We start from the raw sequence: 21,993 nt of genomic DNA on the forward strand, positions 1-21,993 counted from the left end.
GGTGGTACGCCGTGTCTGCTGCGTGCTGGCTAGCCTTGGCTATCGGCTTGCCTGTGGGTCCGCCTTACCGGTCTTGAGCATCTCGGCAATCTCGATCGCGGAGGCCGGTGCGAATTGCGCTACGCAGGAGCGCGTCAGCGCCAGCGTGTACGAGAACGCCATGGCGCGGTCCTCGAACGTGCGATTGAGCATGAAGTGCGCGGCAGGCACCTGGCCGTCGGCCAGCTTTGACAGGCGGACCAGCGCTCCCCAGCTGCCATCCTCCACCCGCAGGATATCCACCTCGATGGCATATCCGGCCTCGATATACGTCCTGGCCGGGCCTGCCAGCCGGCGTTCCGGTTTGTCGAGCACCATCTCGTTCCTCCACGATTCAGGTCGATTTGAGACAACCACGGCCACGCACGGCGTGCGTGGCCCCATCGGCCCATGGCGGCGGGCTCCCCCCGCGGCCATGGGCATGCAACGCGTGCGTCAGCCGCGCCTTGGCGCGAGCGCGCCCGCCAGCCGGTTAGCGGCCGGCGGCTTCGCGGTGGAATGGCGCACCACCAGCCCGCTGGGAAAGCACAGGCGGACCGGCGCTTCGTCCGGTTGCGCCAGCCGCAGCATGACCCGCCGCACCATGGCTTGCGCCATCTCGCCAAAAGGCATGGCCACGGAGGTCAGCGCGGGATTGGTGTACGAGCACATGCTGATGTCGTCCATGCCGATCACCGAGACATCGGCCGGCACCGACAAGCCAGCCTGGTGCAGGCCGGACATCAGCCCGATCGCCATCATGTCGTTGACGGCGACCAGCCCGGTGGGGCGCGTGCTGACCTGCGCCAGCTGCCCCGCCAGGACCTGGCCCAGTTCTGCCAGTTCGGCATCGCCGTAATGCGCGGTGGGCGGGCACTCTATCACCACTGCGTCGCCCAGCCCGGCCTCTTTCACCGCCGCCTGGAAACCGGCGATCTTGCTCGCGCGGCTCACCGTGCGCCCGGCGGGCATGACAAAGGCGATGCGCCGGTGGCCCAGTTCGAGCAGGTGCGACGCGGCCAGGTGGCCCGCCTGGTAGTTGTCGGGCGCCACATGATCGATGCACGCCGGCATGTTCGGGTCGGCGCCACCGTCGTAGCTGACCATGGCCAGCCCCTGCCGGGTCGCCACCTCGAAATGCTGCTCGCCGGTGAGCGACGACACGATGATCACACCGTGCACGCCGAACGAGAGCAAGTCGTCGAGCATGCGCGACTCCTGCTCCCGGTCCCGGTTGGTATTGCCCAGCAGCACGCGGTAGCCGGTCTGGCGCTGTGCCTCGGCCTCGATCTTCAGCGCGAACTGGCCGTACATGGGGTTGGCGGTGGATGGCACCAGCAACCCCAGCATCGGCGTCTGGCCGGTCTTGAGCTGGCGCGCGACCTGGCTGGGCCGGAAGCCGAGCGTGCGGATGGCCTCCCGCACCCGCTCGAACGTGGCGGGATTGAGCCGTTCGGTGCGTCCGTTGAGCACATTGGAAACGGAGCTCACGGATACGTTCGCCAGTCTGGCGACATCTTGTATGGTTGCCATTATCGGGATCTCATGCCAGCGTCATCAGGCGGGATAGCCATGGCGTCAGCGATGGCAACAGGATCGTCAACAGCAAGACCAGCAGCAGCAAGGCGAGGTATTTCAGCAACGGCCCCGCCACCTGCTCCGTGCGCGTGCCGGCCATCGCACAAGTGGCGACCGGCCCCAGGCCAAAGCCCATGGAGATCACCATCACCGTGCCGAAGTGTAGCGGATGCACGCCGGCCTGCTGGCCAATGGCGATGAGCCGCAGGCACGAGCAGCGGGCCGAACAGGATCGGCGCCGGCGGCAAAGCCCAGGGAGGACGGCACCAGCCTGCGGCGGGACGCGTCGCGCTGCACGTCGTCTGACGCCATGATTGCCGCGCTTGCGCACTTGGTACTCAGCACTCGCCACCAAGTATTAAGCGTTTCCGTAAAACGATTTACTAAATCGTTTTACAAAGCATAGGTGGTCGTGAGACAAATGCAAGGGTGACGCCTTGCCGGGTACCGCCGCCATCGCGGCGGTACCCGGCTGCGCATTGTGAAGGGAGTGATTCAGGCTGTGGCCGCCTTGGCGCGGGCAACTTTCATCGCGCCAAGGGGACTGGGAAGATGCGCCCGGCGATGCCGGCCGCGTTCAGGCAAGTGTTGCGCGCCATCTGCAATCCATCCGGGCGCGCTGATCGACTCGGGCAACTACGGGAACTAGAGCAACCCGCCCACCGCCCTCAATCCCAGGCAGGCGCCAAGCCCTGCGGGCTGGTCAGGCGTGCGCCCCGGTCCAGTGCGCCGATGGCAGCCATGTCCTGCTCGGACAGCCGCACCGCAAGCGCACCCAGGTTGCTCTCCAGGTTCGCACGCTTGGTAGAGGAAGGAATCACCGCATACCCAAGCTGCATGGCCCACGCCAGCACCACCTGCGCGGGCGTAGCCCCGTTGCGCTGCGCAATCTCCTGAACCACCGGATCCTGCAACGCCTTGCCGTAGCCCAGCGTCATATAGGAAGTGATCGGAATCCCCTGGCTGCGGGCAAAGTCAGCCACCTTGCGATTCTGCAGGAACGGATGCAACTCGATCTGGTTGGTCGCGATGGCACCCGCCCCCACCACGTCGATCGCCTGCTGCATCAGCCCGACCGTGAAATTGGACACCCCGATCTGACGCGTCAGCCCCTGCTCGCGAGCATCGGCCAGCGCACCCATGAACTCGGCAACCGGCACCCCGTCACCTGGCGACGGCCAGTGGATCAGCGTCAGGTCGACATGGTCCGTACGCAGCTTGGCAAGGCTGTCCTTGAGGCTGGGCACCAGCTTGTCGCGCGAGAGGTTCTCGGTCCAGATCTTGGTCGTCAGGAACAGCGCCGAGCGCGCCACGCCGCTCTCGGCGATGGCCTGGCCGACCTCGGCCTCGTTGCCGTAGATCTGCGCGGTATCGATGGCACGGTAGCCAACGTCAAGGCCGTTGCGCACGGAGTCGATGACGGTCTGGCCTTGCAGGCGGAAGGTACCCAGGCCAATGGCGGGAATGGACATTGTGTTTTCCTATATCAGGTCATGCGTTGGCGGCCACGGCCGGCTGCGGCCATGGCTTGAATGAATCCGCGCTTCAGGTGGGCGTCAGGCGAGCGGCATCTCGTTCTCGATCCACGCCGTCACCGACGCGTGCCGGGGCTGCCAGCCCAGCTCCGAGCGCGCGCGCCGGGCGCGCACGCGGCTGTTGGAGCCGAAGGAGTAGCGCGACTGGCCCTCGCCCCAGACCGGCGTGGCCTCTTCGACCGACCAGGACTGCACGGCCCCGAGGCCGAGCCGCCGGGCAATGGCGGCGCCGATCTCCGCGTACGAAGCCTCGCCGTTCTCGACGAAATAAAAGGCGCCCGCGGGCGCGCTGTCGAGCACGCGCGCATAGAGGTCCACCACATCGGCGATATGCACGTTGGACCAGCGGTTCACGCCTGCGCCGACGATGCGCACCACGCCGCTTTGCCTGGCCTGCGCCACCAGCGGCGGAATCTGCACGCTGTCGGCATGCAGCCCGGCACCGACGCCGTAGATCATGCTGTTGCACAACACGGCGCTGCGCACGTCTTGCGCGGCGGCCGCCAGCACCATCTGGTCGATGGCGTGGCGCGCCTGCTTGCCCGGCTCCACCACGAACGGCGTCTGTTCATCGAAGATGCGCGGCGACAAGGCATTGCCGCCGGCGTCGTCGCCGATCACGCTGGAGCCGCTGGTATGCAGCAATGGCTTGCCCGAGCCGCGCAATCCGGCCAGCAGCGCCTCTACCGCGGCGCGGTGATCGCTGCTGGCGGCGTTGATCACGCCATCGGCCTGCGCGGCTTCGCGCGTCAGCAGGGCGGCGTCGTCGAGCGTGCCCTGCACGGGCACGACGCCTCGCATGGCCAGCTGCGCGGCCTGCGCCGGGTTGCGGACCAGGCCGCGCACGCTATGCCCGGCGGCGATCAGATGCGCCGCGACAGAGCCGCCGATAAAGCCGGCCGCGCCGGTGATGAAGATTTGCATGGATTGCTCCTGAAAGCGGGCTTGCGAAGCGCGCCGGATTGGGGCGGGGCCGTGAGACCGTGAGACGGTAGCCATGGCCGGATGAACATGACCCGAGTATCCGCGCTACCCATGCGGAGAAAAACCGTGCGGCGAGCAGAACATATTTGATTCCGGCGCAAGAATACGCAGCGCGCATGCAATATGTGGTGCGCGCGGATCGTCGTCACCGGTTAACGGCGCGGCGACGCTAGATAGGGCTGCACGCTCGCCGCCGGCATGGCATAGCCGGCATAGCCCATCATGGTGTCCGCCCGCTCCACCCGCATCGCGCCGCTGATCCACACGGTATCCATGCTGCGCAGCCCCGCCAGCGGCTTGTCCGTGCGCACATGGATGACCTGGTTGGCGGGCGGCGGCGGCACATGGATGCATGCGCCAAAGTACGGCACCAGCAGGAACTCGCGGATCGCCTCGCCCTCGCCATCGAGCGAGACGACAAAGCCGGCAATGCGCACCGCCGCGCCATCGAGCGAGGGCTCCACCGGTGCGTTCTTCCAGTATTGACGAGCCTTGTACAGGGCGATCTGCGCACGCGGGTCGGCGTCCTCGAGTTCATCGAGCCGCAGGCCCTTGAACGGCGCCAGCGGATCCCAGCCTTTGGGCAGCAAGGCCTGCCAGCCGATCTCGCGCAAGGCGGGGTCGGGTGCGGCGGGCGCGGGTTGCAGCGCCTCGCCTATCGCATAGACGGGCGGCTCGGCAGTGGCTGCATCCGCTTGGGCTTGCGGGGGCGGCGGCCGGAAGACATATGCTGCGCCCGCAATGGCCACTCCGACGATGGCGAGCACAAACAAGGCACGCCGCACGCGTGAGCTCACGCCGGGCTTCTTCATCATCGTCATCATCATGTGGTCGGCATCAGCCCATCGGCCAGGCTGAGGCGGTAAGCGCGCCACCCGGGCAGCAGGCTCACGCAAAAGCCGGCGGCCACCGCAGCGCCAAGCAGCGGCCACTCGCCCGGCGTGGGCCAGACCGCTTGCAAGGCCACGCCGTACGTGGCTTCCAGGTGGGGCCCTAGCCCCGCTGCCAGCGCGCTCAACAACAGGAGCCCGAGCAGGGCACCGGCGGCCATCACCACCAGCCCCTCCAGCGCAAGCAATGCCAGCAGGTCACGCGGGCGGGCGCCGACGGCACGCAGGATGGCCAGCTCGCGCCGCCGCTCGCCCAGCGCGGCAAGGATGGAGGACGCCAGCCCCGCCAGCCCGACCACCACCACTAGCGCCGACACCAGCAGCATGGCGCGCTCGGCCACGCCAATGACGCGCCACAGGTCGTCCAGCGCTACGCCCGGCAACACCGCCGTCAGCGGCTCGTGCGGGTCCTCGGCAATCTCGCGCTGCACGGCAAAGGCCTGCGACCGCAGCTTCAGCCCGACCAGCACGCCCGTCACGCTTGGCGGTGTCAGGTCGAACTTGCGCACCTGCTCCGGCAGGATCGCCAGGCCCGGCAGCGGCACGCCGCCCTCCCAGCCCAGGTGGATGGCTTGCATGGCATCCAGGCCGATATGCACGGTGCGGTCCACCGGCGTGCCGGTGCGCGCCAGGATGCCGCTGACCACAAAGGGCTTGTCGGCATGTTCATGATGGCTGGCAGGATCGGCATGATCGGCATGTGGCCCATCGTCACCGCTGTCACCGCTGTCGCCGTGGCTAAGCACGATGCGGTCGCCCACGCGGTAGCCCAGCCGGCTCGCCACCTCGGCGCCAAGCACCGCATCGAACAGCGACGGGAAGATCCTGCCCTGCGCCAGTTCCAGCGCACGGCGATCCCCGTAGCGGTAGTGGGTGAAGTAGCTGGCCGTGGTCGCCAGCACCGGGAAGCCGCGGTGCGAGTCGCCCAGCGAGAGCGGAATGGTCCACGCCACCGCTGGATGCCGCGCCAGCCGCTCTACGCTGTCCCAGCGCATATTGTTGGTGGCCCCGCCAAGGTGGAACACGGTGTAGAGCATCAGCTGGATCGGGCTGGTGCGCGCGCCGACCACCAGGTCGGTGCCGGACACCGACTGCGCAAAGCTCGCCCGCACCGCATGCCGGATACGCTCCACGCCCAGCAGCATGGCAACGGACAGGGCAATCGCGAGCAGCATCAGCAGCAGGTTGAAGCGGCGGTTCCACGCGCTGCGCGCCGCCATCGATAGCATCAGCATCATGCCGGCTCCATCGCGCCGGTCGCGTCCATCGTGTCGATCGCCGGCAGCAGCAGCCTCTGCGCGAAGCCCGCCGACAAGCGCTCGTCATGGCTGACAAACACCAGGCTGGCGCCAGCGATGCCGCACTCGCGCTGCAGCAATGCCATGAAGGCCTGCTGGCGCGGCGCGTCCAGCGCCGAGGTGGGCTCATCGGCCAGCACCACCTGCGGGCAGCCGATCAGCGCACGCGCCGCGGCCACGCGCTGCTGCTGGCCAACCGAGAGCTGGGTGACAGGGCGCTGCCACAGGGCCGGCGACAGGTCGAGCTGCCTGAGCAGCGCCTGCGCGGCGGCTTCCGGCGTTTCGCCCTGCGCCGCCGTACGCTTGCGCCGGGCGGGCGAGAAGCGGCAAGGCAGCAGCACGTTGTCCACGACCGACAGGTAGGGCAGCAGGTTGAACTGCTGGAAGACCAGGCCGATATGATCGGCGCGGAAGCGGTCGCGCCGCGAGGCCGACAACGCGCCGAGCGCGGTGCCCAGCACGCGCACGGTGCCTTGCTGTGGCAGCAGCACGCCGGCCAGCATCGACAGCAAGGTGCTCTTGCCACAGCCGCTGGGGCCGCACACGAACACCTGCTCGCCCGCGCCCACCCGGAGCCGGTCAAGCCGCAGGCCGGGCGCCGCCTGCGCGGGCCAGGTGAATGCGATGTCCCGCAGGTCGATGACGGCATCGCCGCCCGCCTTGCTGGCCTCGCTATGTGCGCTACGTTCGCCGATACCAATCGCCATCCAGAACCTCGCCAAGCATAATGCAACAGTGTTGCATTATGCTGCGACCTGGCAAAAGATGGCAAGCGGCCCCGGCGTCTATCTTGCCGGGCGCGCCGGCACGCGGCTCGCGGTGACCGTGACCTCGACCAGCCATCCCGGCGGCACCAGGCGCAACACTTCGGCGCGCGTGCGCACCGGCACGTTGGGCTGCTTGCCGGTTCCGAAGTACTGGTTATAGACGCCCGAGAAACCGGTGAAATCCGGCTTGCCGGTCGCCGGGTCCGCCACGATCAGCGCCTGCATGGAGACGATGTCGCCCATCTGGTAGCCGCGGTCCTTGAGGATGTGCTCGATCTGGCCGAGCACGTTGCGGGTCTGGGTTGCGGTGTCGCCATAGGAGGCCGCGGTATCGGGCGGCGCGGAGGCATTCGCCACGGTGGGCCCCACGCCGCTGAGCACGAGTTGCTCCGCGCCGGCGGGAATCTCGATCGCCTCGGCGAACTCGCGCGCCCAGGGTTCGGTCATGTGCGCCGGGTTGCGATGCCGGACGATCTGCTCGGCGGCGTTGGCCGTGGCGATGCAAAATGCCGGAGCGACAAGGGTGGCAATGGAAATACACGATAGCAAGCGTGTTGCGCGCATGGGGGGCCTGTCGGTAGAAGCAAGGGGGTAGGATCCGGGCAACGCGGCATTGCCTTGCCGGACCGTGCAAACGCGGGACGCAGAACACTCGACACGGAACACCGAACGCGTTCGCGATTGTCACGACACCATGCTAGTAGCCGCCCCTGTGCGCGGACAAATGACTCCTTGCGCCGCATGCATGCCCTGAGGTCATGCGTGGGTCCAACGACTGCTCAGATCGACGGCATCGCCGCCACCTCGGCGTGCAGCCAGTTGCGGAACGCCGCAATGGCGTAGTCGTCGGCCCGCTCCTTGCGGTACAGCAAGCAGTAGTCGCCGCCGCTGGTGATGCGCTCGCGCACCGGCACGGCCAGCCTGCCGGAGGCGATCTCCTCGGCCACCAGCACATCGGGCACCAGCGCGATGCCGCGGCCTTCGATGGCGGCCCGCACCGACATGAAGAAATGCCCGAAATGCAGGGCCTGCGCGCCGGCCGCGTAGGGCACGTCCAGCGCGGCAAACCAGTCGGGCCACGCATGCGCGCGGGAGTCGGTGTGAATCAGCGGCAGCCGCGCCAGCGCGGCCGGGCCGGCGGGCAGCCGGCCCTTCACCAGCCCAGGCTTGCATACGGGCACCAGGCTGTCGGGAAACAACGGCTCCGTGGCCACGCCCTTCCACTCATCCGTCATCACCAGGTCGATGCGCGGCGCACCCTTGCGTGCCCGCTTGCCAGGCGGCTTGCCCACGCGGATGGCCACGTCCACTTTGTCGCGATCGAACGAAACCGGATCGATCGACGTGATCAGCCGGATCTCGATGGCCTGGTGCGCCTGCGTGAAGTTGACCAGCCTCGGCATCAGCCAGGTGGACGCCAGCGTGGGCAGGATGCTGACCAGCAGGCTGCGCGAGTTCCTGGCCCCTGTGAGCTCGCGGGCAACGGTCTCGATCTGGTCGAGCGAGCGCGTCACCACGTCGAACAAGCGCGCGCCCTGCGGGGTGAGTTCGATGGCGCGCGTCAGGCGGTTGAACAGTTTGAGCCCGTAGTGCGTTTCCAGGTTCTTGATATGCCGGCTGATCGCGCTCTGGGTCACGCACAGTTCGTCCGCGGCCAGCGTGAAACTCATGTGCCGAGCGGCCGCCTCGAAAGCGCGCAGCGAAACCAGCGGAGGAAGCGAACGTTTCATGCGGCACCTGGGGGCGAGGGCGATGGACGCATAAGTATAAGTCATGCGTATGTGCAATCAAGTCGTTTGCTGAAAAGATCCGCGACGTCGAGTATTCCTCTCAGGCAAGAAAAAGAGCATCTGCAAAAAACAAAGACCCAGACAAAAGACAAAGCCAGGAAAAGGAGCCCACATGACAACCACGCCCGGCGAGGAGCGCCCCCTGCTCTCGGTATCCGGTATTTCCAAGCGATTTGGAGCGACCTGCGCATTGCGCGGCGCCGATCTCACCGTGCGCCCCGGCGAGGTGCATGCGTTGATGGGCGAAAATGGTGCAGGCAAGAGCACGCTGGTGAAGATGCTCGTCGGCGCGCTGCGCCCGGATACCGGCACCATCGCGCTGCGCGGCCAGCCGGTTGCCTTTGGCTCGGTGCGCGACGCCATCGCGGCCGGCGTGATTCCCGTGTACCAGCATGCCACCGTGTTCCCGGACCTGACGGTGGAACAAAACCTGCATGCGTTCGACGTAGCCCGGGCCGGCGCGCTGCACGCTGGCACCCGCCTGCCCCTGCAATGCTATCTGGACACGGCGCGGCGCATCGGGCTGGCGCTCAACCCGCGCCAGCTGGTGTCCGGCCTGTCGATGGCCGAGCGGCAGTTGCTGGAGATCGCACGCGGCGTGGCGCGCAAGTGCGAGGTGCTGATCCTCGACGAGCCCACCGCCGCGCTTAACGCGCATGAAGCCGACCGCCTGTTCGCCGCTGTCGCGCGCCTCAAGGAAGAAGGCAAGGGCATCCTCTTCATCAGCCACAAGCTGGGCGAGATCAAGCAAGTCTGCGACACCATCACCGTGCTGCGCGATGGCTTTACCGTGGTGGATGCGGCACCGGTGGCCGCCATGACGCCGCACGAGATCGTCGAGGCCATGGTGGGGCCGGTGGCCGAGCGCCCCGCGCGCGAGCTCCCCGTCGTGGGCAACACGCGGCTGCGGGTTGAAGGCATCGCCTGCGGCGATCTGCTGCGCGACGTCACGCTGTCAGTGGGGCGAGGCGAGGTCGTCGGGCTGGCCGGCCTGATCGGCTCGGGTGCGATCGAGCTGGGCGAAGTGCTGAGCGGCAGCCGGCCCCCTAGCGCCGGTACCATCCGGGTCGACGAGCTGGACCTGACGGCGATGTCGCGCCGGCGCTTCAAGCAAGGCGGAGTCGGGCTGATCCCGGCCGACCGCAGCAGCGACGGCATTTTCCCGGGGCTCAATTGCGCCGCCAACGCGGTGGCCTCCACCTACGCATCCATCTCGGATCACCTCTTCGTCTCCGATGCCATGGAGGTGGGCGCCAGCGAGCGCTTGTTCGCGTCGCTGCGGGTGCGCCCGGGCGATCCGGCGCTGGACGTCAGCGCGTTGAGCGGCGGCAACCAGCAAAAGCTGCTGGTGATCCGCAACCTGCTGCTGCCCGGGCTGAAGGTGCTGGTGGTGATCGAGCCCACGCGCGGGGTTGACGTGAACGCCCGTGAGGCCATCCACGATGCGCTGGTGGACGCGGCGCGCCGTGGCGTGTGCGTGATCGTGGCGTCCAGCGACATCGACGAGGTGGTGGCCTTGTCGCACCGCATCGTGGTGATGCGCCACGGCCGCATGGCCAGGGTGTTTGCGCGCGGGGTGGCGTTGCAGCAGGTGATTGCGTGCACCACCGGCGCCAGCGATGGCGATGACAGCCTGCAACCCACGCGCGAGGAGGCACATCATGGCCTGGCTTAGGAAGTGGCCGGCATCGGCCTGGGTCTGCCTGGCGCTGTTCGTGGTCTGCGTGATCGCGGTGCCGCGCTTTGGCACCAGCGGCAACATCTTCAATCTGGCGCGCGTGCTGGCGGTGCTGCTGCTGGTGGCGATCGGCCAGGGGCTGGTGATCGTGGTGCGCGGGCTGGATTTTTCCGTGGGGTCCGGGGTGGCGCTGTTCAGCGTGGTGGCCGTGCTGAGCATGCCGGCCATCGGCGTGGGTGGCGCGTTTGCCGCCGGCGCGCTGGCGGTGCTGGCTCTGGGCGTGCTCAATGGCACGCTGGTTGGTGTCTTGCGCATCCCCGCCTTTCTTGCCACGCTCGGCACCATGATTGCAGTGCACGGCTTGTGCGGCGTGCTGGTGGGCGGCGTGCCGCTGGATGCCCCGTCCAGCGTGGACTTCTCCGCGCTGGGCCGGGGACAGTGGCTGGGCCTGCCGTTGCCGCTGTGGCTGGCCGGCGCCGCGCTGCTGGTCGTGGGCGCGCTCACGCGCTACACGGCGCCGGGCCGCGAATGGTATCTGGTGGGCAGCAACCCGGAGGCCGCGCACCTGGCGGGCATCGCGGTGAAGCCACGCGTGCTGCAGGCCTATCTGGCCAATGCCGTGCTGGTGGCGATAGCCGGCGCGGTGCTGACCTCGCGGCTCGGCTCGGGCCAGCCCAACCTCTATCCCAACCTGCCCTTCGAGGCGATCGCCGCGTGCGCCATCGGCGGCATTCCGCTCACCGGCGGCAAGGGCGGCCCGCTGCACGCGCTGTTTGGCTGCCTGATCCTGGCCATGGTCGGCAATGCGCTCGTGCTGGTCAATTTCCCCAGCTATATCCAGAGCGTCCTGCTTGGCGTGCTGATCCTCGCGGCCGTGCTGCTCCAGCAACTGCGCGGGCGCTCACTGCGCGCGCGCCCGCTGCCCAGCCTTCCTGCCAACGCATCTTGAGCGCACGAACATGAACACGCAACGACTGATGTCCCTGCAGGCTCGCACCGGCGCCGCCCTATCCGCTTTCTCGCCGCGCTCCGTGCCTGCGCTGCGCAAATCCACCGGCCTGTTCGCCTGCGCTGGCCTGTGGCTGGTGATGGGCGTGATCTCGCCCGGCTTCGCCACCTCGGACAACCTGGCCAACATCGTTTCGCAGAGTGCCGTGCTGCTGTTGCTCGCACTCGGCCAGATGCTGGTAGTGGTCACGCGCGGCTTCGATATCTCGGTGGGCGCCGTGGCGGTGCTGTCGTCCATCGTGATCGCGCAGACGGCAGCGCAGTTCGGCGAAGTGCCCGCCATCCTGCTGGGCACGGGCGCCGGGCTGGCGGTGGGGCTCTGCAATGGCTACCTGATCGCCTGCCGGCGCATGGAGCCCATCGTCGTCACGCTGGGCGCGACGCTGATCGTGCGCGGGCTATCGACCATCGTCTCCGGTGGCGTCGATGCGGTGCCGCTGCCGCCCGCAACGGTGATCCAGTCGCTGGCCTACGCGGCATGGCTAGGTGTGCCGGCGATGGTGTGGCTGGCCGCGCCGGTGGCGGCGCTGGCCTGGCTGCTGTGCGCGCGCCTGCCACTCGGCCGCTGGTTCTACATGATCGGCAGCCATCCCGATGCGGCTTTGCTGGTAGGGGTGCCGGTGCGCACCGCTGGCGTGCTGGCCTATGGACTGTGCGGCGCACTGGCGGGGCTGGCGGCGGTGTTCCTGCTGGCGCGCAGCGGCGCGGCGGTGGCGGTCGACGGCGCGGGCATGGAGCTGCAAGCCATTGCCGCGTGCGTGATCGGCGGCGTGGCACTCAGCGGCGGCAAGGGCGCCGTGTGGCAGGTGATGGTGGGCACCCTGTTCATCCAGGCATTGCTCAACGGGCTGAACCTGCTCGGCACCTCGCCCTTTGCCTCCGAGATCGTACTGGGCGCGGTCATCGTATCCGCGGGCTTGCTCGAATACCTGATGCGCAGGGTGGGATCGCGCCAGGGCTGAACGTTTACCTTCACTGCAACGACATCGAACAGGAGCTTGAATCATGAAGCGAATCAGCATTCCCCGGCTGCGGGCCGCCGCCGCCCTGGCAGGCGCCCTGCTGGCATGCGGGCCGGCCATGGCGCAAAAAGCGCTGACGATCGGCTACGCCACTCCGGACTTGTCATCGTCGTTCTGGATCTCCATGACCTACGGCGTGGAGGATGAAGCGAAGAAACTCGGCGTTGCGCTGGTCAAGCTCAACGCTGGCGGCGATGCCAACGTCAACATCCAGATCTCGCAGCTGCAGGACCTCGTGCAGCGCAAGGTCGACGCCGTCGTCGTCGGCGCCACCAACGGCGATGCCATCCGCAGTGCGGTGGAGCATGCCATTGGCAAGGGCATCCCGGTGGTGGGTCTCTCCAGCGTGCCCAGCAGCGACAAGCTGGCCTCCAGGATCAGCGCGGACCACTACGACATGGGCCGCCTGCAGGCGCAGTGCCTTGGCAAGGCGCTCAACGGCAAGGGCGCGGTGGGCATGATCTCCCAGCAGCAAGGGCAGACCTGGGCCGACCTGCGGCGCCAGGGCTTCCTGGAAACCATCAAGGCGGAATACCCCGGCATCAAGGTAGTCGCGGAGTCGCGCAGCGCGGTCACGCGCAACGGCGCCATCAACCTGGTGGACGACTGGCTGCAACGCTTTCCCGAGCTTGACGGCATCTACTCCGCGGTGGATGACTCGGCGGCGGGCGCGGCGCTGGCTGTCAAGTCCGCCCGCCGCGAGGGCGTGAAGATCAGCGCCTCCAACCTCAGCCCCACCGCGCAGCAGATGCTGCAGAACGGCGAGCTGGCCTGCTCGTCCGTGCAGCAGATCGTCACGCAGGGCCGCGAGGCGCTCAGGCAGGCGGTGGCCGCCGCCCGCAAGGAGAGCACGACTGCGGTCGTGCGCACGCCGTCCATCCTGGCCACGCGCGACAACCTCGCCACGCTCGATCTTTCCCTGGTGACCGCGCCGAAGGACTATCGTCCGTGACGCAGCGCCGCCATTCGATTTCCTCTTGCTCAAACTCACGTATCCAGCCAGGTCAATAACGCCATGCTTGCTTCTCACGACAGATTTCCCTATTCGCCCATCGTCGAACGCCCGCAGTTCGACTGGCCCGGCGGCAAGCGCCTCGCGGTGCATCTGTGCCTGAACCTGGAGCACTTCGCCTACAACACCGGCGGCGGCATCTCCTATTCGCCCGGCATCCCGCACCCCAACACCTACAACTGGGGCTGGCGCGAGTACGGCAACCGGGTTGGCGTGTGGCGCATCATCGCGCTGTGCGACAAGCTCGGCATCCCGCTGTCGGTGCTGCTCAACGCCGAATGCTATGCGCACTGCCCGCAGGTGATCGACGCGCTGCGCAAGCGCGGCGACGAGATCCTGGGCCATGGGCGCACCAACTCGGAGCAGCAGAACAACTTCTCCGAAGCCGAGGAGTGCGAGCTGATCCGCGAGGTGACCGAAGCCATCGCCCACCACGAGGGCAAGCCGCCCGCGGGCTGGCTCAGCCCCGGCGTCAATCCCAGCAATGTCACGCCCGACCTGCTGCAAGAGGCCGGCTACCGCTACATCCTCGACTGGCCGATGGATGACCAGCCGGTGTGGATCAACACGCGCGGCGGCCGCCTGCTCAGCATCCCCTACCCGCACGAGGTCAACGATATCCCCGCCATCGCGCTGCACGACGCCACGGCAAGCGAGTTCGCCGACATCATCATCGACAACTTCGACGAGATGCTGGAGCAAAGCGTGGAGCAGCCGCTCGTCTATGGCATTTCCATCCACGCCTTCCTGATCGGCCAGCCCTACCGGCTACGGCAGTTCCGCCGGGCGATGGAGCACATCCTGCGCCATCGCAACCAGATCTGGCTGACCACCACGGGCGCCATCGCGCAGCACTACATCGGCCTGCCGGCGCAAGACGCCTGATCCAGACCAAACAACAAGTTCATCAAACAGGAGATCACACAATGTCATTCGACAAAGAACTGCGGGTCGCCGTCGCCGGGCTCGGCGCGGTCGGCAAGAAGCTCGTCAAGCAGCTCGATGCCGGCGTCTTCGGCCTGCGGCTGACCGCGGTGGCGGTGCGCGACAAGCAAAAGGCGGCGCAAGCGCTGCAAGGCTTGCGCAACGAAGTGGCCATCGTCGGGCTCAGCGAGCTGGCCGGCCTGGCAGACGTGGTGATCGAATGCGCGCCGGCCGAACTCGTCGGCGAGATCGCCGAGCCGGTGCTGCGCGCGGGCAAGACCATGATCGTGCTCAGCTGCGGGGCGCTGCTTGACCGCATGGACCTGGTGGACCTGGCGCGTGAGCACGGCGGCCAGATCATCGTGCCGACCGGCGCGTTGCTGGGCCTGGATGCGGTGACGGCGGCATCGGAGGGCGTCATCCACTCCGTGCGCATGATCACGCGCAAGCCGGTGCGTGGCCTGGTTGGGGCGCCGTTCCTGGTGGAGAACAACATCAACATCGACGACGTGACAGCGCCGATCCAGATCTTCTCCGGCACCGCCCGCGAGGCCGCCAAGGGCTTCCCCGCCAACCTCAACGTGGTGGTTGCGCTGGCGCTGGCCGGCGTCGGCCCGGACAGGACCCACCTGGAAATCTGGGCGGACCCGGCGCTGACCCGCAACACCCACGAGATCGTGGTGGATTCCGATGCCGCATCGTTCTCCATGAGCATCCAGAACATTCCCACGGAAAACCCCAAGACCGGCCGCATCACGGCGCAGAGCGTGCTGGCTGTATTGCGCAAGCTGCGCAGCCCGCTGCGCGTGGGCACCTGAAAACCATCAAGGAGCGACAACATGGATCTAGGCATCAAGGGGCGCGTCGCGCTGGTCATGTCGGCGGGCGGCGGGCTCGGCTCGGCCATCGCGCTGGCGCTCGCGGCGCAAGGCGCAGTGGTTGCCGTGTCGGACCAGAACCAGGAGGCACTGGACGATACGGTGGCCCGCATCCGCGCGGCCGGTGGGCAGGCTTACGGCGTGCGCGCCGATCTTGCCGACCTGGCGAGCGTGACGGCTATGGTGGAGCAGGTCAGGAGCACGCTTGGCGACCCGGACATCCTGGTCAACAACTCGGGCGGCCCGCCCCCTTCCACGGCCGCGCAAGTCGCACCGGAGCAGTGGCGCAAGCAGTTCGAATCGATGGTGCTGTCGCTGATGCATCTTACGGACCTGCTGCTGCCGGCCATGAAGCGCAAGGGCTGGGGCCGCATCATCACCAGCACCTCGTCCGGCGTGGTCGCGCCCATTCCCAACCTGGGCATGTCCAACACGTTGCGCGTGGCGTTGCTGGGATGGTCGAAGACACTGGCCAACGAGGTAGCCGCCGACGGCATCTGCGTCAATGTGGTGCTGCCCGGGCGCATCGCTACGGACCGCATCCGCGCGCTGGACGAAGCCCGCGCCAGGCGCGAGGGCAAAACCTATGAAGACATCGTGGCGGCCAGCACCGGGGCGATTCCAGCCCGGCGCTACGGCCGGCCCGAGGAGTACGGCGACGTGGTGGCCTTCCTGGCCAGCGAGCGCGCCGCCTATGTCACCGGCTCCGTCGTGCGCGTCGACGGCGGCATGATCCCGAGCATCTGAGCACTTATCTCCCGAGGAAGCACAGCATGGAAACCACCCACGTAGCCCGCAGCGCCACCGAGCGCGAGACGATCCGCCAGCGATTCCTGCTGGTCGATACCTCCAACGTTGCCGACGTGCTCGACACGCTCGGCCTGTTCGACCAGGGGCTCTCGTCCGCCTTTACGCCTTTTCCCGCCAATGGCGGCAAGCTGGCCGGCTGGGCCTACACCATCCGCGGCCAGATGTCGCCCTACGCGCTCGGCGGCGACCCGGACAAGATGAAGGCCTGCGCGGGCGTGTCCTCCGGCGACGTCACGGTCTGGAGCGGCGACGGCGAAGGCGTCTGCTACTTCGGCGAGCTGATCGCCATTGGCATGAAGGAGCGCGGCTGCGTAGGCTCGCTGATCGATGGCGGCATCCGCGATATCCGCTGGATCGCCGAACAGGCGTTCCCGGTGTTCGCGCGCTACCGCACCCCGGTGCAGTCGATTGCCCGCTGGAAGGTCAACGGATGGCAGGTGCCGGTGAGCATTCGCGGCGCCACCTCACAATGGGTGCAGGTGCGCCCAGGCGACTTCGTGCTGGGCGACGAAGACGGCGTGCTGGTGATCCCGCACGAAGTGCTGGACACCGTGCTGATCGAGGCTGAACGCCTGACCGAGCAGGAGCGCAGCATCCGCGTGGAACTGCAGCAAGGGCTCAGCCTGGCCGATGCGCTGGCCAAGTACGGGCATGTCTGAGCGGGAGCCATTGGCAGCCGTGGCGGCGCAGGTGATGCAGCGCGCGGCGGATCTCCGGCTGCGGCTGGATGACCGCCGCTGCGGCGAGATCGCGGCTGCGGCCGCGCCGGTGCTGCAAGCCGTCCGTGCCTTGCCTGCGGGCGACGCGGAACTCGCTGCGCAGCCACGGCCATACACGTACTGGCTGCGGCAGTGCGCCACCGCGCGCTAGGAGGACGATGACCGACCCCACTCTCCTGAGCGTTGCCGAGTTGCGCATGGCGCTGTCCCACCGGCGCCTGTCACCCTCGGCGCTGGTGCAGGCCTGCCTGCGGCGGGCCGCGGCGGCGCACGCCGCCACGCATTGCTTTGCCGCGCTGGACGACGCCGGCGCGCTCGCCCGCGCCATCCGACTGGAGACGCACAGCGCGCACAGCGCGGCCCAGGCGCCCCTCTGGGGCATCCCGTTCGCGCATAAGGACGTGCTGTCCGACCCCGCCCGGCCGCCGCGCGCGGGCTCCTTGTTCGACGACCTGATCGACGATCCGGCGGCGGCCCGAAGGCCGGCAGCCGTGCTCGAAGCCCTGCACCTGTCCGGCGCGATCGGCCTGGGCGCCACCGCGCTTGACGAGTTCAGCTACGGCGCCACCGGCCTGAACGATCACTATGGCCACTGCCGCAATCCCTGGGATCCGCGCTGCATCACCGGTGGCTCGTCGGGCGGCGCCGCGGCGGCAGTCGCCGCGCGCGCGGTGCCGTTCGCCATCGCGGCGGACACCGGTGGCTCGATCCGCATCCCGGCGTCGATGTGCGGGGTAATCGGCCTGAAACCCACCTGGGGCCGCCTCTGCACGCGCGGCGCGGTCCCGCTGTCGCCGTCGCAGGACACGCTCGGCGTCATCGCCCGGACCGCCAGGGATTGCGCGGCGGTGCTCGACGCGCTGGATCCGACGGCCGCGCGGGTCACCACGTTCGATCGCATCAGCAACCTGCGCAGCCCGCTGGCGGGCCTGCGCATCGGCATTGCCCGGCACCCGTTCTTCGAGATAACGCATGACGACGGCGCCTCGGTGATTGCCCGTGCGTTGCTAGCGTTCGAATCGCTGGGTGCCAGCTTGCATGAGCAGACCGTGCCCGGCGTTGAGGCCTGCGATACCGCGGCCACCGTGGTCACGTGGCGCGAAGCGATAACGCTCCACGGTGAGCGCCTGCGTGGCCACGCGGATCGCCTGGCCCGTGCCACGCGGCTGCGGCTGGAGATGGCGCTGGCGGCCGGCCCCGACGATTACGCGCGCGCCCTGGCCTATCGGCCGCTGGCGCTGCGGCGCTTTGTCGATCACGTCTTCTCGGCGTGCGATGTGCTGGTGGCGCCCAGCGTTGCCGTGCCAACGCCGCGGATCGCCTGCGTGGCGCAAGACGCCGCGCAAGCGGTGCGCGTGACAACCTCGCTGCTGCGTGCCAACCGCTGCATCAGCTATCTCGGCCTGCCGGCCGTATCGCTGCCGGTGGGATTCACGCCCGACGGCCTTCCAGTGGGCTTGCAGCTGATCGGCAGGCCTTGGGCCGAAGGTACCCTGCTTGACGCCTGCGCCGCATTCCAGCAAGCCACCAGCTGGCACTGTATCGAACCCATGCTCAATGGCCTGGATGTGGCCGGCATCGCGGCGGAGCCGGCCAACCGGTAAGCCGCTGAAAAGGCAGGCCTGCGCGATGGTAGACTCGCCACAGCCCCAACCCGTGCGGCCACCTCTATAATCCGCGCTCCCGGCCAACCATCGCAGATATCTCGCCTCATGCTCAAGGAAACAGCGCAAGCCCGCCCGACACGCCGGTACGTGGAGAAACGCGAGGCGATCCTCGATGCCGCTGCCCGGCTGTTCAACCGCAAGGGCTTGCGCGGCGCCACGCTCTCGGACGTGGCGCAGGAAGTCGGCCTGAGCACCAACAGCATCACCTACTACTACCGCAAGAAGGAAGACCTTGTGGTGGCGTGCCTGATGCGCACCATCGATGAAATCGCGGGCATCGCCGACGCCACGGCCGGCGTGCCGCTGCCGCAGGCCAGGGTGCGCCGCTTCATCGCGCTTTTCTTCCAGCGGCTGGCCAGGACGGCAACGGGTGAGCGCCCCGAGCTGATGAGCTTTCGCGAGATCCGCTCGCTGCCCGACACCCACGCGGACGTCGCCTTCGCGGCCTACACGGACATGTTCCGGCGCATCCGCAAGGTGCTGCGCAGCGACACACCCAAGGACCCGGCGCAACGCAGCGCCCTGAGCGCGGCGGCGCACTTGCTGCTGTCGCTGACCAGCGGCGCGATGACATGGGTGGAGCGCTACGAGCCGGAAGACTATCCGAAGGTGGCGGATACCGTCGTGGATATCCTGCTCAACGGCTTTGCGTCACCGTCATCGCGATGGGACAGCGCCCCGGCCGCGACGCCGCCGATCTCCAAAGCCGAATCCACCCAGGAAGCCTTCCTGCGCGCCGCCACGGAACTGCTCAACGAACTGGGCTATCGGGGCGCTTCCGCCGATCGCATCTCCGCGCGGCTGAATCTCACCAAGGGGGCCTTCTATCACCACAACGAAAACAAGGACGACCTGATCTCCGCCTGCTTCGACCGCATGTTCGCGGTGATCCGCGATGCTCAGTCGAAGGTGGAGGACGGCCCGGGCACCGGCTGGGACAAGCTGTGCGCGATCGCGCGCGCGCTGGTCAGCTATCAGTTTTCCAGCCAGGGGCCGCTGCTGCGGCTGACTATCTACGGCGCGCTGCCCGAGGAGATGCGCAAGGAGAAGATGCTGACGATGAACCGGCTGTCGGCGCGGTTTGCGCGTTTCCTGGTGCAAGGGATGCAGGACGGGTCGATCCGGGCGCTGGATCAGTCGATTGCTTCGTTGCAGGTAAACGGGATGATCAATGCCGCGGTGGAGTTGCGGCGGTGGGTGCCGGATGCATCCGGGGAGAACGCGGCGGATTTGTTTATCCGGCCTTTGTTCCTGGGGATATTTTCAGGGCAGTGAGCGCGAGGGTGCGCCTTGACGCGCTTTGAATGGCCCTGATGCGCTTTAATGCGCCGACGCCCGGCTCTCCGCTCCCCGCATCACCCCGCCAGACCCTCGAGATGGCAAGCCACCATCTGCCCGTCCCCCCGCCCCCTCAGCACCGGATCCTCCACCTTGCAGCGCTGCGTTGCCTGCGCGCAGCGCGGGTGAAAGCGGCAGCCGGATGGCGGGTTCAGCGGACTTGGCACTTCGCCCTTGAGCACGATGCGCTGGCGCCGTTCCTCGGCTTCGACGCTCGCCACGGGCACGGCGGATAGCAGCGCCTTGGTGTAGGGATGCCGGGGATTCGCATATAGCTCGTCCCGGCTGGCGATCTCCACGATGCGGCCGAGGTACATCACGGCGATGCGGTCGCTGATGTGGCGCACCACGGCCAGGTCGTGCGCAATGAAGATATAGGTCAGCCCGAGCCGCCGCTGCAGTTCCATGAACACATTGACCACCTGGGCCTGGATCGATACGTCCAGCGCGGAGACAGGTTCATCGCAAACGATCAGGCTAGGCTCCACCGCCAGCGCGCGGGCAATGCCGATGCGCTGGCGCTGGCCGCCGGAGAACTCGTGCGGGTAGCGGTCCGCCATATAGGGCAGCAGGCCGACCATCTGCAGCAGCTCGGCGACGCGGGCGCGATAGTGCTCGCGGTCGTTGGCCATGCCGTGCACTTCGAGCGGCTCGCCGATGATGTCGCAGACCTTCATGCGCGGGTTCAGCGAGCCGAACGGATCCTGGTAGACCATCTGCACGCTGCGGCGGAAGTTCTTCTCCTGCGCCTTGCTGAAGGTGGCGAAGTCGTCGCCATCGAAGGCGATCCGCCCGCCGCTGGCGGCCAGCATCTTGATGATGGCGAGGCCGGTCGTGGACTTGCCGCAGCCGCTTTCGCCGACCAGGCCCAGTGTCTCGCCGCGCCTGAGCGAGAACGATACGCCGTCCACCGCCTTGACCGAGCCCACCTGCCGCTTGATGAAGACGCCCCGGGTGACGGGGAAATGCACCTTGAGGTTCTCAACCCGCAGGATCTCGTCGCCGATCTTGCCGTGCTGGCGCGCAGCGGGCACTGCCCGTGCTTCAGTGGTGGTCGTGGTCATGGAGGAAACATGCCTTGAAGTGATTCGGGCGAACGGCACGCAGCGCGGGGCGCGACAGGCCGCATTGATCGGTGGCGAGCTTGCACCGCGGCATGAAAGCGCACCCTGGCGGCAGCGCGGTGAGGTCGGGCGGCTGGCCGTCGATCGGCACCAGCGGCTGTCGGGTATCGCCGTCGATGCGCGGCACCGAGGCCATCAGCCCGCGCGTGTACGGGTGCGCGGGATGGCCGTAGAGCTCGCGCGCCGTGGCGGTCTCGACCATGCGGCCGCCGTACATCACGGCGACGCGATCGGCATAGCGGGCCACCACGCCCAGGTCGTGCGTGATGAGGACCAGCGCCGTGCCGGACTGGCTGGCCAGGTCCTTGAGCAGGTCAAGGATCTGCGCTTGCACCGTCACGTCGAGCGCGGTGGTGGGTTCGTCCGCGATGATCAACTGCGGCTTGCAGGCCAGCGCCATGGCGATCATGGCGCGCTGGCGCATGCCGCCCGAGAACTGGTGCGGATAGGCGCCCAGCCGGCTCTGCGGCTCGGGAATCTGCACCTTGCCAAGCAGCTCGCCGGCAATGCCCAGGGCGGTCTTCCAGGGCATGCGCTGGTGCAGGTTGATCGGCTCGGCGATCTGCTTGCCCACGGTGAGCGCCGGGTTCATCGACGACATCGGCTCCTGGAAGATCATCGCGATCCGGTTGCCGCGGATCGCACGCATTTTTGCCGGGCTGAGCTTGAGCAGGTCCTGCCCATCAAAAAGGATCTCGCCCGATTCGATGCGGCCCGCCGGGCTGGGAATCAAGCCCAGGATGGACAGCGCGGTCACGCTTTTTCCCGAGCCGGACTCGCCGACAATGGCCAGTGTCTCGCCGGGGGCGACATCGAACGAGACCTGGTCCACCGCCGTGACCACACCCCGGTCGGTGCGAAAGCGCGTGGTCAGCTGGTTCACCTGCAGGATGGGCTGCGTCATGCGGGCCTCCTTGAAAGGGACGGGCGTGGGACAGGTGTGGACATGCGCG

Annotated in this window: 23 protein-coding genes; 11 read left to right on the top strand and 12 right to left on the bottom strand. The window is 67.8% G+C overall.

The window, feature by feature from the left end:
* Positions 1–39: 39 nt before the first annotated feature.
* The 10 genes from A9975_RS16565 to A9975_RS16610 all read right to left on the bottom strand — a co-directional run bounded on the left by A9975_RS16565 (position 40) and on the right by A9975_RS16610 (position 8,800).
* On the bottom strand, positions 40–357 hold the full coding sequence (locus tag A9975_RS16565) for a hypothetical protein (RefSeq protein ID WP_183033778.1): 318 nt from the start codon (positions 355–357) through the stop codon (positions 40–42).
* Between the two features lie 117 nt (positions 358–474).
* Entirely contained in the window at positions 475–1,551 is a 1,077-nt protein-coding gene (locus A9975_RS16570; RefSeq protein WP_183033779.1) for a LacI family DNA-binding transcriptional regulator, read from the bottom strand.
* Between the two features lie 10 nt (positions 1,552–1,561).
* Positions 1,562–1,771 carry a hypothetical protein gene (locus tag A9975_RS16575; RefSeq protein WP_183033780.1) on the bottom strand — a complete coding sequence of 70 codons (210 nt, stop codon included), beginning with the start codon at positions 1,769–1,771 and terminating at the stop codon, positions 1,562–1,564.
* Between the two features lie 493 nt (positions 1,772–2,264).
* On the bottom strand, positions 2,265–3,068 hold the full coding sequence (gene dkgB, locus A9975_RS16580) for a 2,5-didehydrogluconate reductase DkgB (protein ID WP_183033781.1): 804 nt from the start codon (positions 3,066–3,068) through the stop codon (positions 2,265–2,267).
* Between the two features lie 84 nt (positions 3,069–3,152).
* The gene (locus A9975_RS16585) at positions 3,153–4,055 is read right to left on the bottom strand and encodes an NAD-dependent epimerase/dehydratase family protein (protein WP_183033782.1); all 903 of its coding nucleotides are present in this window, start codon (positions 4,053–4,055) and stop codon (positions 3,153–3,155) included.
* A gap of 212 nt (positions 4,056–4,267) precedes the next feature.
* Entirely contained in the window at positions 4,268–4,942 is a 675-nt protein-coding gene (locus A9975_RS16590; RefSeq protein ID WP_183033783.1) for a DUF3299 domain-containing protein, read from the bottom strand.
* Positions 4,939–6,243, bottom strand: a complete 1,305-nt coding sequence (locus tag A9975_RS16595) for an ABC transporter permease (protein ID WP_183033784.1) — start codon at positions 6,241–6,243, stop codon at positions 4,939–4,941. The genes A9975_RS16590 and A9975_RS16595 overlap by 4 nt, the downstream gene beginning before the upstream one ends.
* On the bottom strand, positions 6,240–7,010 hold the full coding sequence (locus A9975_RS16600; RefSeq protein ID WP_183033785.1) for an ABC transporter ATP-binding protein: 771 nt from the start codon (positions 7,008–7,010) through the stop codon (positions 6,240–6,242). Before A9975_RS16600 ends, A9975_RS16595 begins: the two co-directional genes overlap by 4 nt.
* Positions 7,011–7,088: 78 nt before the next feature.
* Positions 7,089–7,634: a RidA family protein gene (locus tag A9975_RS16605; RefSeq protein WP_255503264.1), complete on the bottom strand. Its 546-nt coding sequence runs from the start codon at positions 7,632–7,634 to the stop codon at positions 7,089–7,091.
* A gap of 215 nt (positions 7,635–7,849) precedes the next feature.
* Positions 7,850–8,800: a LysR substrate-binding domain-containing protein gene (locus tag A9975_RS16610; RefSeq protein WP_183033786.1), complete on the bottom strand. Its 951-nt coding sequence runs from the start codon at positions 8,798–8,800 to the stop codon at positions 7,850–7,852.
* A gap of 172 nt (positions 8,801–8,972) precedes the next feature.
* Between A9975_RS16610 and A9975_RS16615 the strand changes: the two genes are divergently transcribed.
* From A9975_RS16615 to A9975_RS16665, 11 genes are all read left to right on the top strand, one after another.
* Complete coding sequence (locus A9975_RS16615) at positions 8,973–10,535, top strand: sugar ABC transporter ATP-binding protein (RefSeq protein WP_183033787.1); 1,563 nt, start codon at positions 8,973–8,975, stop codon at positions 10,533–10,535.
* Complete coding sequence (locus A9975_RS16620) at positions 10,522–11,487, top strand: ABC transporter permease (protein WP_183033788.1); 966 nt, start codon at positions 10,522–10,524, stop codon at positions 11,485–11,487. Before A9975_RS16615 ends, A9975_RS16620 begins: the two co-directional genes overlap by 14 nt.
* Before the next feature lie 10 nt (positions 11,488–11,497).
* The gene (locus tag A9975_RS16625) at positions 11,498–12,508 is read left to right on the top strand and encodes an ABC transporter permease (protein ID WP_183033789.1); all 1,011 of its coding nucleotides are present in this window, start codon (positions 11,498–11,500) and stop codon (positions 12,506–12,508) included.
* A 43-nt stretch (positions 12,509–12,551) separates the two neighbouring features.
* Positions 12,552–13,520, top strand: a complete 969-nt coding sequence (locus A9975_RS16630; protein WP_183033790.1) for a TMAO reductase system protein TorT — start codon at positions 12,552–12,554, stop codon at positions 13,518–13,520.
* 63 nt (positions 13,521–13,583) lie between these two features.
* Complete coding sequence (locus tag A9975_RS16635; protein WP_183033791.1) at positions 13,584–14,465, top strand: polysaccharide deacetylase family protein; 882 nt, start codon at positions 13,584–13,586, stop codon at positions 14,463–14,465.
* Positions 14,466–14,506: 41 nt separating this feature from the next.
* Positions 14,507–15,322: an aspartate dehydrogenase gene (locus A9975_RS16640; RefSeq protein ID WP_183033792.1), complete on the top strand. Its 816-nt coding sequence runs from the start codon at positions 14,507–14,509 to the stop codon at positions 15,320–15,322.
* A 21-nt stretch (positions 15,323–15,343) separates the two neighbouring features.
* On the top strand, positions 15,344–16,129 hold the full coding sequence (locus A9975_RS16645) for an SDR family oxidoreductase (RefSeq protein ID WP_183033793.1): 786 nt from the start codon (positions 15,344–15,346) through the stop codon (positions 16,127–16,129).
* Between the two features lie 26 nt (positions 16,130–16,155).
* Complete coding sequence (locus A9975_RS16650) at positions 16,156–16,851, top strand: RraA family protein (protein WP_255503265.1); 696 nt, start codon at positions 16,156–16,158, stop codon at positions 16,849–16,851.
* Positions 16,844–17,062 carry a hypothetical protein gene (locus A9975_RS16655; RefSeq protein ID WP_183033794.1) on the top strand — a complete coding sequence of 73 codons (219 nt, stop codon included), beginning with the start codon at positions 16,844–16,846 and terminating at the stop codon, positions 17,060–17,062. The genes A9975_RS16650 and A9975_RS16655 overlap by 8 nt, the downstream gene beginning before the upstream one ends.
* 7 nt (positions 17,063–17,069) lie before the next feature.
* Complete coding sequence (locus A9975_RS16660) at positions 17,070–18,515, top strand: amidase (RefSeq protein ID WP_183033795.1); 1,446 nt, start codon at positions 17,070–17,072, stop codon at positions 18,513–18,515.
* Between the two features lie 108 nt (positions 18,516–18,623).
* A complete protein-coding gene (locus tag A9975_RS16665; RefSeq protein ID WP_183033796.1) occupies positions 18,624–19,853 on the top strand; it encodes a TetR/AcrR family transcriptional regulator in 1,230 nt (409 codons plus the stop codon).
* 80 nt (positions 19,854–19,933) lie between these two features.
* Here the strand turns inward: A9975_RS16665 and A9975_RS16670 are convergent, their stop codons facing one another.
* Both A9975_RS16670 and A9975_RS16675 read right to left on the bottom strand, forming a co-directional pair.
* Positions 19,934–20,980, bottom strand: coding sequence for an ABC transporter ATP-binding protein (locus A9975_RS16670; protein WP_183033797.1), 1,047 nt, complete (start codon positions 20,978–20,980; stop codon positions 19,934–19,936).
* Positions 20,961–21,944 (bottom strand): ABC transporter ATP-binding protein, encoded by a 984-nt coding sequence (locus A9975_RS16675; RefSeq protein WP_183033798.1) that lies wholly within the window; start codon positions 21,942–21,944, stop codon positions 20,961–20,963. The genes A9975_RS16670 and A9975_RS16675 overlap by 20 nt, the downstream gene beginning before the upstream one ends.
* Positions 21,945–21,993: the final 49 nt, after the last annotated feature.

Source organism: Cupriavidus sp. UME77, from assembly GCF_014170355.1.
GTDB lineage: Bacteria > Pseudomonadota > Gammaproteobacteria > Burkholderiales > Burkholderiaceae > Cupriavidus > Cupriavidus basilensis.